This is a genomic window from Vibrio sp. Y2-5, from assembly GCF_014596725.1.
Classification (GTDB): Bacteria; Pseudomonadota; Gammaproteobacteria; order Enterobacterales; family Vibrionaceae; genus Vibrio.
In genome coordinates, this window is the sequence record NZ_JACVEG010000010.1 from 55,648 (window position 1) to 68,263 (window position 12,616).

The 12,616-nt window shown below is 42.3% G+C and carries 9 protein-coding genes; 6 read left to right on the forward strand and 3 right to left on the reverse strand.

Annotation, left to right across the window (positions count from 1 at the left end):
* Positions 1-14: 14 nt before the first annotated feature.
* Positions 15-236: a zinc ribbon domain-containing protein gene (locus HUO09_RS18840; protein ID WP_167412844.1), complete on the forward strand. Its 222-nt coding sequence runs from the start codon at positions 15-17 to the stop codon at positions 234-236.
* A 158-nt stretch (positions 237-394) separates the two neighbouring features.
* Positions 395-2,470, forward strand: coding sequence for an EAL domain-containing protein (locus HUO09_RS18845; RefSeq protein ID WP_167412845.1), 2,076 nt, complete (start codon positions 395-397; stop codon positions 2,468-2,470).
* A gap of 84 nt (positions 2,471-2,554) precedes the next feature.
* Here HUO09_RS18845 and xseA read toward each other — a convergent pair whose 3' ends face one another.
* On the reverse strand, positions 2,555-3,886 hold the full coding sequence (gene xseA / locus HUO09_RS18850; RefSeq protein ID WP_188235000.1) for an exodeoxyribonuclease VII large subunit: 1,332 nt from the start codon (positions 3,884-3,886) through the stop codon (positions 2,555-2,557).
* 231 nt (positions 3,887-4,117) lie between these two features.
* Here xseA and guaB point away from each other — a divergent pair, with 231 nt between their 5' ends.
* The 4 genes from guaB (at position 4,118) to HUO09_RS18870 (ending at position 9,338) form a co-directional block, all read left to right on the forward strand.
* Positions 4,118-5,581 carry an IMP dehydrogenase gene (gene guaB, locus HUO09_RS18855; protein ID WP_167412847.1) on the forward strand — a complete coding sequence of 488 codons (1,464 nt, stop codon included), beginning with the start codon at positions 4,118-4,120 and terminating at the stop codon, positions 5,579-5,581.
* A gap of 113 nt (positions 5,582-5,694) precedes the next feature.
* Positions 5,695-7,248, forward strand: coding sequence for a glutamine-hydrolyzing GMP synthase (gene guaA / locus HUO09_RS18860; RefSeq protein WP_167412848.1), 1,554 nt, complete (start codon positions 5,695-5,697; stop codon positions 7,246-7,248).
* A 314-nt stretch (positions 7,249-7,562) separates the two neighbouring features.
* Positions 7,563-8,168 carry an acetate uptake transporter gene (locus HUO09_RS18865; protein ID WP_188235001.1) on the forward strand — a complete coding sequence of 202 codons (606 nt, stop codon included), beginning with the start codon at positions 7,563-7,565 and terminating at the stop codon, positions 8,166-8,168.
* 225 nt (positions 8,169-8,393) lie between these two features.
* On the forward strand, positions 8,394-9,338 hold the full coding sequence (locus tag HUO09_RS18870; protein WP_188235002.1) for a bile acid:sodium symporter family protein: 945 nt from the start codon (positions 8,394-8,396) through the stop codon (positions 9,336-9,338).
* Positions 9,339-9,415: 77 nt separating this feature from the next.
* Here the strand turns inward: HUO09_RS18870 and HUO09_RS18875 are convergent, their stop codons facing one another.
* The gene (locus HUO09_RS18875; RefSeq protein ID WP_167412851.1) at positions 9,416-10,981 is read right to left on the reverse strand and encodes a sodium:alanine symporter family protein; all 1,566 of its coding nucleotides are present in this window, start codon (positions 10,979-10,981) and stop codon (positions 9,416-9,418) included.
* A gap of 340 nt (positions 10,982-11,321) precedes the next feature.
* Entirely contained in the window at positions 11,322-12,578 is a 1,257-nt protein-coding gene (locus HUO09_RS18880) for a D-amino acid dehydrogenase (protein ID WP_188235003.1), read from the reverse strand.
* Between the last annotated feature and the right edge of the window lie 38 nt (positions 12,579-12,616).

A 12,616-nucleotide genomic window follows, 5' to 3' on the forward strand; every position in this document is an offset into this window, starting at 1 on the left:
GTTGGAGTAGTGTAATGGAAAACTTATGTCCTCAATGTGACAAAGAGCTTGTGTGGGACGGACAGTATTACTGTTCGTCATGTGAGAGTCATTTTAAAAAGGTTGGATTTTGTCCAGACTGCGAAGCTGAACTTGAGAAACTGCAAGCATGTGGAGCCGCTAACTATTTTTGCAATACTTGTAATGAGCTGAAGTCAAAATCGCATATTCGTTTTGAATTTCAAAAAATTAGTTAATCTGCTTATTTAAAGCTCTTTTCAATAATAAATCTCACTTATATATTGAGTGAGATTTACCCTACATCTATATCAGTTCTTGATATCTATTCTATTCGCTTTTCATCTGTATCATTGGTTGGCTGGGGATCCATACATAGAGTTGGATAAACACTGACATGAAACAGAAAGAACTCGCGAACATGACCGATAAAGTGCTGCAACGATATTTACTTTGGCTACCTAGCATACTTATGGTGTGTGCTATCGGTACCTCTTTTATCAATCAGCAGTTATTTTCAAATAACTTAATTTCGTCAGCTATAAGAAGTGTTGAAGAACAATATATTGATATGCGAAAAGCTGAAGTTGTCGAACGAGTCGATACAACAATCAAAATGTTGGATGTTATCCGCCAAAGTAACGGTCTCGCTGAAGATGATATTATTCCGACTGAACTGTTCGACAAAACAATGAGTTCCTTTCAACTGCTAAACGAAGATAACGATGGCTATATTTTCGTTATTAACAAGAATAAAAAATTCGTTGTACACAGAAATTCAGACAACTTATTTCGTGATGATATAGATGATAAAGTCGTTCACTATATTTATCAGAGCGCGATTAATGGTTTGTCTTGGGTAGAATACAGCGATAAAGCCTTTAATAATCGTAAGGACGACATAGAGGCACAAAAGATCACACATATTCGTTATGTTGAAGATTGGGATGTTGTTTTAGGTAGTGGCGAGTTGCTACACGACATTAAGAACTACTCTGAGTCTGAAGCAAAAGCGGTCACCGATTTGGTACTTGAACAGAAATCAAATCAAAACTTATTCCATGTTCTGGTCTTCATGATCTTTGCTTGCATCATTTACTACTTAAAAAACATCACTGCAACTAAGCTGTACGAATACAAGCTGGCGATCGAAGAAAAGCTTGTTCAAATTGAAGTAAAAGATAAAGAAATTGCTTTTCGCTCTCTTTATAACGATGTCACTGGCTTACCAAACAGAAAGGCGACGTCCGATTATATCGATAATCTTTGCTTGCACGATAAAGGCGAAGAGTATCAATTACAATTGATCGATATTGTCGACTTCCAAAAAGTAAATAATCAGTATGGTTTTGCTGTGGGTGATCGAATTCTTCGCCAAGTAACCAGTGCACTCGAAGATTTAAAAGATGAAACCATGTTTGTGGGACATATTGCCGCAGATCAGTTTGTTGTGATTTGTCTTAAGTCTGCTGGCGCATGTATCGATTTTGAAAAGCAAGCTGAGACATTTGAGAAGTTTGATGTTTGTGGCGAAATGATCTCATTACGTGTTCGTAATGCGGTCGTTAACTTTAAAAATCGAAATATTTTAGGTTCGATCATCGTGCGTAATGGTGAGTTAGCGATGAAGTATGCGAAAGCAAACAACCTATTTAATGTGAACTATTCGCCATTCATGTCTAAAAGTTCAGAGCGTCATTTTAAGATCTCGAACCTTCTTGATTTAGCGATCGAAAACAAAGAGTTCTATGTTCACTATCAGCCGCAAGTGAGTACACTAAACGGTAAGATAATTGGCGTTGAGGCACTAGTTCGTTGGGATAATGTTGAGCTAGGCCGAGTCGCACCGCTGGACTTTATTCCTATCGCAGAAAAGAAAGGGATCATTGGTAAGATCAGTGACTTAGTTTTAACACAAGCTTGCAAAGACATTCAGTCAATCAGCCCAAATGGTGAAGATGCTTTGACCTTATCTGTGAACATTTCACCTAACCAACTTATGAGTAAGGGCTTTGTTGAGAATACAATTGCAACGATCCAATCAACGGGTATTGATTCAAGTCGTATTGTGTTTGAAATAACAGAAGGTACTTTCTTAAACGATATTCCAGGTACTGTAACGGTCATCGAACAGCTAAAAGAAGTTGGAATTAAATTCTCGATTGACGATTTTGGTACAGGGTATTCATCGCTTAGTTACTTATCGAAATTGCCTGTTGATGAAGTGAAAATTGATAAGAGCTTTATCAATGACTTAGTCGAAGATGAGGATGCTTATAACCTAGTGAAAAGTATTTTGGCGGTTGCGAGTATTAAGCAGCTTACGATTGTTGCTGAAGGGGTTGAAACCAAAGAGCAGTCGCAAATTCTTGCCGACCTTGCATGCCACTTGTTACAAGGTTACTACTTCTCGCGCCCCGTTGATGTTGAAAACCTGACCAAGAAAATCAAAGACAACTTAAAGCTCGAATAATCCTTATTGTTCTTACTTATTCACTGTAAGAATTTGCCACTGATAGTCTCAGTGGCTTTTTTACACGGGATGACAGTAGAACGCTTACTTTACGATTGAGCGAATCTCACCCTCTTTCAGGCGAGTTACAATTAAGTCGCCTTGCTTCACATCAGTGGCGTTGTGAATAACCTCACCTTGAGCATTTTGAGTGATTGAGTAGCCGCGCGACAATGTCGCTAACGGGCTAACCGCATTCATTTTGTCAGTCAGGCGAGTAAATGTATGGCGTGAAGAAACGAGATATCGTTTCATCGCATCATTTAGTTCTTTTTGCTTACTGGTTAACAGGTACTGTTGATTACGCAGTATCTTTTCCGGCGACAGCAACTGAAGCTGATGCTTTTGTTTATCAAGATGTTGTTGCGTGTTGTTGATTTGAGCCTGAATAGCGCGTTCTAAACGCATGCTGTATTCGTCTAACTGTTGCTGTTGGCGCTGTAAACGATTGGCCGGATGCTGTCTGTCTAAACGATGTTGCAACTGATTCAACGCCACTTTCTGCTGAGCAAAATAGTGGCGCATAGCGCTGGCTATCTTGTGACGATAGGTTTGGAACGCTTGTTTCTTATGCGAGTTGTCTCTACTAACCAGCTCAGCGGCTGCTGAAGGGGTTGGCGCTCGAACGTCGGCCACGAAATCGGCAATGGTGACGTCAATTTCATGTCCTACTGCACTGATAATGGGGATTTGACTTGCAGCGATTGTGCGGGCAACGATTTCGTTGTTAAAACACCATAAGTCTTCTAATGAACCGCCGCCTCGACCGACAATCAACACATCACATTCTGCGCGAGAGTTAGCACATCCAATCGCTTGAGCAATTTGAATCGCTGCTTCTTCTCCCTGCACCAGAGTAGGGTAGATGATCACAGGTAAACTCGGGTCTCGACGTTTAAGAACTTGAAGAATGTCGTGCAGAGCAGCACCGGTTTTTGATGTGATTACACCCACGCATCTAGGATGTTCAGGCAGGCTTTTCTTTAAGGTTTGAGCGAACAAGCCTTCAGAAGCCAGTTTCATTTTTAGTTGATCGAATTCCTGTTGTAAGCGGCCATCACCCTCAGGCTGCATACTTTCAATGATGATTTGATAATCACCACGCGGTTCATACAGGGATAATCGTGCTTTCACCAAGACTTGCTGACCATTCTTCGGCTTAAAGTTCACAAAGCGATTATTGCCTTTGAACATGGCGCATTTAACTTGGGCGCGAGAGTCTTTAAGCGTGAGATACCAGTGACCAGAAACAGGAGCTGAGAAATTGGAAATTTCACCAATTAACCAAACGATGCCCATTTCATTTTCTAGTAATAATCGGACTTCAGCATTAAGACGAGAAACGGTGTAGATGTTTGGATTGGTATTGGAAGGCACTAATTTTTCAACCAGACGTGAGTATGGAAATTAGCGGCAATATAATACATAGCAAGGGGCAGAATGCAAATAAAAATGAAAAAAATGTGTAGCCAAGCGATTGCGTCGGGCGTATAATCCGTCCGCAATATCTAATCCAAATGTAATTTTTCGGGATGGTCAAACATTCTATACGAAAAGGGCATTTGGATTGTTTTTTATATTTACCCTCTAAATTGTGAGATATTGCAAATGCTTAGAATTGCCAAAGAAGCGCTGACATTCGACGATGTTCTACTCGTACCAGCACACTCCACCGTTCTCCCAAACACTGCCGATCTACATACGCAGCTAACCAAAAATATTACACTAAATATTCCAATGATTTCTGCGTCTATGGACACAGTGACAGAGGCTCGTTTAGCTATCGCTCTTGCACAAGAAGGCGGTATTGGCTTTATTCACAAGAATATGTCAATCGAGCAGCAAGCAGCTGAAGTTCGTAAAGTTAAGAAATTTGAAGCAGGTGTTGTTGTTGATCCTGTCACTGTAAACCCAGAAGCAACCATTGCAGATGTTATTGAACTGACAGAAAAGCACGGTTTTGCTGGCTTCCCAGTAGTAACAGATAACAACGAACTTGTTGGTATCATTACTGGTCGTGATGTTCGTTTTGTTACTGATTTAACAAAAGAAGTTGGTTCAGTAATGACTCCTAAAGAGCGTCTTGCAGCAGTGAAAGAAGGCGCAACCCGCGCTGAAGTTCAAGAAAAAATGCACGAAGCTCGTGTTGAGAAAGTACTGGTTGTGAACGACGAGTTCCAACTAACCGGTATGATCACAGCAAAAGATTTCCACAAAGCAGAGCGTAAACCAAACGCATGTAAAGATGCTCGTGGCCGCCTACGTGTAGGTGCTGCAGTGGGTGCTGGCGCTGGTAACGAAGAGCGCGTAGCTGCTCTTGTTGAAGCGGGTGTTGACGTTTTACTTATTGACTCTTCACACGGTCACTCTGAAGGTGTTCTAAACCGTATCCGCGAAACTCGCGCTGCATACCCTGAACTAGACATCATTGGTGGTAACGTTGCAACTGGCGCTGGTGCTAAAGCGCTTATCGAAGCTGGTGTGAGTGCAGTGAAAGTAGGTATCGGCCCTGGCTCAATCTGTACTACTCGTATCGTAACGGGTGTAGGTGTTCCTCAAATCACAGCGATTTCTGATGCTGCTGAAGTAGCAAACGAATATGGTATTCCAGTTATCGCAGACGGTGGTATCCGTTTCTCTGGCGATATCTGTAAAGCAATTGCAGCCGGTGCATCTTGTGTCATGGTTGGTTCAATGTTTGCTGGTACGGAAGAAGCACCGGGCGAAATCATTCTTTACAACGGTCGTTCTTACAAGTCTTACCGTGGTATGGGTTCATTGGGCGCGATGTCTCAGGGGTCTTCTGACCGTTACTTCCAGTCTGATAACGCAGCTGACAAGCTTGTACCTGAAGGTATCGAAGGACGTATCGCTTATAAAGGTCGTCTAAAAGAGATCGTTCATCAACAGATGGGTGGTTTACGTTCAAGCATGGGTCTGACTGGCTCCGCGACAATTGAAGATATGCGTACTAAAGCTGAATTTGTACGTATCTCTGGTGCGGGTATGCAAGAGTCTCACGTGCACGACGTTCAAATCACAAAAGAAGCACCAAACTACCGTTTAGGTTAATTTCTTTCGGGAATATCAACCTAACGTAAACGTTTGCTTTTTTACTTGATGACTTATAGAGAGGCGAGTAGACTCGCCTCCGATTCTCCTTTTAGCTGATAAGATTGCTCAATATGACAAAGAACATTCATGATCAACGAATTCTGATCCTAGACTTCGGTTCACAATATACTCAACTTGTAGCGCGTCGCGTACGTGAAATCGGTGTTTACTGTGAACTGTGGAGCTGGGACGTAGAAGAAGCGGACATTCGCGAATTCAATCCTGACGGCATTATCCTTTCTGGTGGTCCAGAAAGTGTCACTGAACAAAACTCTCCTCGCGCACCTCAATATGTATTTGACTCTGGCGTTCCTGTACTAGGCGTATGTTACGGCATGCAAACTATGGCAGAGCAGCTAGGCGGTCGCGTAGCAAGTTCAGAAGAGCGTGAGTTCGGTTACGCAGAAGTTAAAGTGTCTGGTGAATCAGCACTATTCAAAGATCTTGCTGAAATCCAAGATGTTTGGATGAGCCACGGTGACAAAGTTGTTGAAATTCCTGCTGACTTCGTAAAAGTTGGCGAGACAGACACTTGTCCTTATGCGGCAATAGCTAATGAAGAGAAGAAATACTACGGTGTTCAGTTCCACCCAGAAGTAACGCACACCAAACAAGGTCTGCAAATGCTAGAGAACTTTGTTCTTGGCGTATGTGGCTGTGAGCGTTTATGGACATCTGAATCTATCATTGAAGACGCAGTAGCACGTATCAAAGAGCAAGTGGGTGACGATGAAGTTATTCTTGGCTTGTCTGGTGGTGTGGATTCTTCTGTGGTTGCAATGCTTGTTCACCGTGCAATCGGTGACAAACTGACCTGTGTATTCGTAGACAACGGCTTACTTCGTCTTCATGAAGGCGAGCAAGTGATGGAAATGTTTGGCGATAAATTTGGCCTGAACATCATCAAAGTGGATGCGGAAGAGCGTTTCCTAAAAGCTTTGGAAGGCAAGTCTGATCCAGAAGTGAAACGTAAGACAATTGGTCACGTGTTTGTTGACGTATTCGATGAAGAGTCGAAGAAGTTGAAAAATGCGAAATGGTTGGCTCAAGGCACTATCTACCCAGATGTGATTGAATCAGCAGCATCTAAGACGGGTAAAGCTCATGTAATTAAATCTCACCATAACGTTGGCGGTTTGCCAGACGATATGGAAATGGGTTTGGTTGAACCACTACGTGAACTATTCAAAGATGAAGTACGTAAGATCGGTCTGGAACTTGGTCTTCCTTACAATATGCTTTACCGTCACCCATTCCCAGGTCCTGGTCTAGGTGTTCGCGTTCTTGGTGAAATTAAGAAAGAATACTGTGATCTACTTCGTCGTGCTGACGCTATCTTCATTGAAGAGTTACATGCTGCGGATCTATACAACAAAGTATCTCAAGCATTTACGGTATTCCTGCCAGTGCGCTCTGTAGGCGTAATGGGAGATGGCCGCAAATATGACTGGGTTGTGTCATTACGAGCTGTAGAAACTATCGACTTCATGACTGCGCATTGGGCTCACTTACCTTATGATTTCCTAGGTAAGGTGTCGAACCGCATCATCAACGAAGTGAATGGTATTTCACGCGTGGTTTACGACATTTCTGGTAAGCCGCCAGCGACAATCGAGTGGGAATAATATCCGATTAGCTCTACTGCTAAGCCCCAGATAACCTCTGGGGCTTTCTTTTTTCAGTTAGAAAATATGTCTGAGTTATTGCAAAGCTCAAACATGAGTAAATGTACTATGATGGGCATTTTACTCATGTTGTAATTCTATGTTTTATATAGGGTTATTTGTATGTCGCACAGTACGAATAGCTTTTGGTTTTCTGTAACTCAATAACTATAAAAATGAAATATAAGTTTTTATAAATGGAGTCTTTATTTTATCTAGGCGTCCATTAAAATCCGCGCGTAAATTTTATCCATTTTTTTTAAGGTACATGATTAATGTCTACTAAATTAGCTAACCCAGCACCACTTGGTCTAATGGGTTTCGGTATGACTACAATTCTGCTCAACATCCATAACGCAGGCTTCTTCCCACTAGATTCTATGATTCTTGCTATGGGTATTTTCTACGGCGGTTTAGGTCAAGTTATTGTAGGCATTATGTGCTACAACCGTGGTGATACTTTCGGTACAACAGCCTTCACGTCTTACGGTCTATTCTGGTTAACTTTAGTTGGCTTAATTGTAATGCCAAAAATGGGTCTACCTGCAAGCCCGGAACACTTCATGGGTTGGTACTTAGCTCTTTGGGGTGTGTTCACTGGATTCATGTTCATTGGTTCTCGCTGCTACCCAGTTGCAAAACAAGTAGTATTCGGTTCACTGACTATTCTATTTGCTCTACTAGCACTACGTGATTTCACTGGTAGCGAGCTAATCGGTACTATCGCAGGTTTCGAAGGTATCTTCTGTGGCGCAAGCGCTATCTACTTCGCAATGGCTCAAGTTCTTAACGCAGAATATGGTCGTGAAGTACTACCAGTTGGTAAACCAGCTTTTGTTAAAGAAGAAGTTAAAGTTGAACTAGAAGAAGTTGCAGCTTAATTAACTTTTGAATTCTAGAAAGGTCGACCTTATGGTCGGCCTTTTTTTGTGCGTGAATTTTAACCCACAGTAAATGTCTGGTTGTTTTATATTCAAATAGTGGAGTAACGTATTCCTGATACTAGATTTTTGAACCTAGATATCCCTTATCTCATGTTGCCGTTTCATCGCAAATGGCAAGTCAGTTGGTAAGGCTTATAAATATAAAATTAAACAGGAATGTATATGTTAAGGATTATCACGCAACTATTCCCTCTATGGGCAATATTGTTCTCTCTTTGTGCTTACTTTGTACCTAGCTTATTTGTGGAGCACAAAAGCCAAATTGTCCCCCTTTTAACGATCATTATGCTGGCTATGGGGTTAACCTTAAAGCCGAAAGACTTTCTTAATGTCATTCATAACAAGAAAGCGATTGGTGTTGGTTTGATCTTACAATTCTCTGTCATGCCGGTTGCAGCTTTGCTAATTAGCTTACTGTTGGGTTTTGATCCTATGCTCACTATCGGCATGGTATTGGTTGGCAGTGTAGCTGGCGGTACGTCATCGAATGTGATGTGTTATCTGGCAAAAGGGGATGTGGCATTGTCGATAATGATGACCTCAATATCCACCTTGCTTGGTGTGGTACTGACTCCGCTACTGGTTGAACTGTTGGCTGGGAAAGCGGTTGATGTGCCTGTCGTCGGTATGCTGATGAGTTTAGTAAAGATTGTTCTAGTCCCTGTTGCTGGTGGGGTGCTATTGAATGTCTTCTTTCGTTCAGTGACAGAGAAACTTGAGCCGGTATTACCGCTTATTTCAATGGCCGCTATTGTCCTTATTATTGCCATCGTTGTGGCGTTGAACGCCGGTAACTTAGCGACTATCGGTCCAATCGTAGCCCTTGCTGTTATTTTGCATAATGGAGTAGGTCTAGCTTCCGGTTATTGGATTTGCCGCTTACTCGGTTTCAATGAAACTGTGTGTCGTACAGTAGCTTTTGAAGTTGGTTTGCAGAATTCAGGATTAGCCACAGCATTGGCAATGAAGTTCTTCACCCCTGCGTCAGCAGTTGCTGGAACTATATTCTCTATATGGCACAACTTGTCAGGTTCTGTATTGGCGGGATACTGGGCAAAGCGTCCAGAAGCAAATGATGAAATGATTCAGGAAACAGTGAAAAGTTAAGTAGCTCCGTTCGGGGCAAATAAAAAGGGTTAGCTAAGCTAACCCTTTTTTAATCTCTCTAATCATTCGTTATATCATTAGTTAGATGGTTGTTCTGCTGGAGTTCCAGAAACCTGTTCTACTTCAGAATCAGAATCAACCGTTGGCGCTTTACCTGTTCTACGTTTGTATTTCTCTTCCCAGTAAGTCGCATTCTTGATGCCAAGTTTTACCGGGTTGAATAGGTAATCTTGTACGCCTTGTTTTTGTTGTGCTTCGTAATCTTTCAAGGCTGCCATTGTTGGTTTAGCCATGAAGAAAATAATCACGATACCAACGATGTTCAACCAAGCCATCATACCTACACCAACGTCACCCATTGCCCATGCAAGGTTGGCTGTTTTCACTGTGCCGTAGAACACAGCAGAAATGATAACCAGTTTTAGGAAGAACATTAGACCGTCAACTTTGAAAGTACGACGAATGTAAGCCACGTTAGTTTCTGCAATGTAGTAGTAAGCCAGAATGGTTGTAAACGCGAAGAAGAACAGCGCGAATGCAACGAATGGTTTACCAACACCTGGAAGTGCACTTTCAATCGCCATCTGTGTAAATGCAGGGCCGTTTGCCGCTACATCTGCTGCGATGTTCTGAACGAGGAACAGACCTTCAGCACCACCGTGTACGTTGTAAGCACCAGTAATTAGAATCATAAATGCGGTTGCCGAACATACTAACAGTGTATCGATGTAGATAGAGAATGCTTGTACAAGACCTTGTTGAGCTGGGTGATCAACACTTGCTGCCGCTGCAGCGTGAGGTCCAGTACCTTGGCCAGCTTCGTTAGAGTAAACACCACGTTTTACACCCCAACCAATTGCAGCGCCCACACCAGCCATAGGTGTAAATGCGTCGCCAATGATCATGCCGAAAATACGTGGAACTTCACCGATGTTTAGCAGGATGATAACGAACGCAGTTACCACATAGGCAAGAGCCATGAATGGCACAACGATTTGTGTGAAGCTAGCGATACGTTTTACGCCACCGAAAATGATGAATGCAAGAAGGATTGAAACAATCGTACCAGTAAGAATTTTTGCGAAACTGAATGTACCGATAGCTGTATCAATCATTGGTCCTGAACCGAATGCAGTCTCTACGGCATTACCAATGCTGTTTGACTGAACGCCCGGAAGTAGAACACCACAAGCAAAAATAGTCGCGATTGCGAAGATCCACGCGTACCATTTTTGACCCATTGCTTTTTCGATGTAGTAAGCAGGGCCACCACGGAACTCATTGTTATCTTCTTCTTTATAGATTTGCGCTAGCGTGGATTCTGCATAAGCAGTCGCGGCACCAAAGAATGCTACAACCCACATCCAGAAAACAGCACCAGGACCACCAAAGCCGATCGCTGCTGCTACGCCCGCGATGTTACCTGTACCTACACGACCTGACAGAGAAACTGCAAGTGCTTGGAACGAAGATATGCCCTTAGAAGAACTTTTGCCTGAAAGTAAAAGGCGCCACATCTCGAAGAAATGACGAACCTGAACGAAACGAGTTAGAACTGAATAGAAAAGACCAGCGCCTAGACACAAATAAATCAGTGCTGGGCTCCAGATAATTCCATTTAGAAAATCAACAAATGACTGCATGAGTATTTTCCCTGTTGAGTGATAGTTGTGTTTGTTTTGCGTCTCAGATAATAATCTTTTGTAACGGCAATGTTAACCAAATTTTCACCAATACTTAATTACTGTGATTTTTCACACGAAATTCTGACTAAAGAGTGAACAATAAGTTATAAATTCTAGATTTGGTTAAAAAATGGTCTTTTATAAATCAGATGTTGCTTAAATAAGAATTATGCATGTTGAACTGAATAACTTTTCATTTTGAGGTTGTTTTGATATTGCGATGTTTTATGGTGAATAATATGTATATACATTAATAAAAAAGGGTCTAATTAGACCCTTTTTATGATTGATAGGATTTTTAGCTGTAATAGCGAGAAACGCCTAATCCCGTAACATCAATTTTTGTATCGCCATGAGTGATGATGTCTGAAAGAATTTGCCCTGATCCACACGCCATCGTCCAGCCTAAAGTGCCATGACCAGTGTTGGTATATAGATTCTCAATCGGTGTAGAACCGATGATAGGAGTACCGTCTGGTGTCATTGGGCGGAAACCCGTCCAGAATTCCGCTTTACTAAAATCGCCCCCCTGTGGGAACAAATCACGAACCACCATCTCAATCGTTTCTTTGCGAGCGTTAGGAATTGAAGGATCAAAACCAGCCAACTCAGCAGTTCCAGCAACACGGATTCTGTCGTCAAATCGGGTTAGTGCAACTTTGTAGGTTTCATCCATTACTGTAGAGGTAGGCGCAAGTTCTTCATTCACAATCGGTAAGGTTAATGAGTAACCTTTTACTGGGTATACCGGTACGTCTACGCCCAAAGGTTTAAGCATTTGTTTGGAGAAGCTACCTAAAGCAACCACATACGCATCTGCCTTTAATAGGCCTTTATCGGTTTGGACACCCTTGATCTTTTTGCCTTCAATCTCTAGTGATTGAATTTGAGTATCAAACTTGAATTGCACGCCTTGTGATTTCGCCAGCTCCGTTAGTTGCTGACAGAAAAGGTAACAGTCACCAGTTTCATCATCAGGCAAGTAGAGACCACCAACCAGTTTATCTTGCACTGGACTTAAGCCCGGCTCCTGCTTAATACAAGAAGCGACATCCATCAACTCGAAGCGCACACCGCTTTGCTCTAGTAGCTTCATATCTTTTTCGATTGAAACAAGCTGCTTTTCGGTACGAAATACTTGCAGTGTACCTTTTTGGCGGCCTTGATATTCAACGTTGTGGTGTTTCTTAAGTTCCAACAAACATTCACGGCTATGGTTAGCAATCGCCAACATGCGAGACTTGTTAATTTGATAGCGAGCAAGTTGGCAGTTCGCCAACATCTGCGTCATCCATTGCAGCATTTGAGGATCAAGCGATGGCTTCACTTTTAAAGGTGCGTGTTTTTCAAATAACCATTTGATCGCTTTCTGAGGAATACCCGGAGCGGCCCATGGCGATGAATAGCCATATGAGATTTGCCCAGCGTTCGCAAAACTGGTCTCTTCAGCACTACGTGGTTGGCGGTCTACCACTGTTACGCTATGACCTGCCTGAGACAAATACCATGCTGATGTTAAACCTACGACACCACTTCCAAGAACGATAACTTCCATTTAAAACTCCTCATTTGTTATAGCGGTAGTTTCTTTGC

Bases quoted from the DNA above. Each gene is read 5' to 3' on its own strand.
- HUO09_RS18870 (WP_188235002.1), top strand. From the start codon at position 8,394: ATGTTAAGGATTATCACGCAACTATTCCCTCTATGGGCAATATTGTTC.
- HUO09_RS18845 (WP_167412845.1), top strand. From the start codon at position 395: ATGAAACAGAAAGAACTCGCGAACATGACCGATAAAGTGCTGCAACGA.
- HUO09_RS18880 (WP_188235003.1), bottom strand. From the start codon at position 12,578: ATGGAAGTTATCGTTCTTGGAAGTGGTGTCGTAGGTTTAACATCAGCA.
- HUO09_RS18875 (WP_167412851.1), bottom strand. From the start codon at position 10,981: ATGCAGTCATTTGTTGATTTTCTAAATGGAATTATCTGGAGCCCAGCA.
- HUO09_RS18865 (WP_188235001.1), top strand. From the start codon at position 7,563: ATGTCTACTAAATTAGCTAACCCAGCACCACTTGGTCTAATGGGTTTC.
- guaB (WP_167412847.1), top strand. From the start codon at position 4,118: ATGCTTAGAATTGCCAAAGAAGCGCTGACATTCGACGATGTTCTACTC.
- guaA (WP_167412848.1), top strand. From the start codon at position 5,695: ATGACAAAGAACATTCATGATCAACGAATTCTGATCCTAGACTTCGGT.
- HUO09_RS18840 (WP_167412844.1), top strand. From the start codon at position 15: ATGGAAAACTTATGTCCTCAATGTGACAAAGAGCTTGTGTGGGACGGA.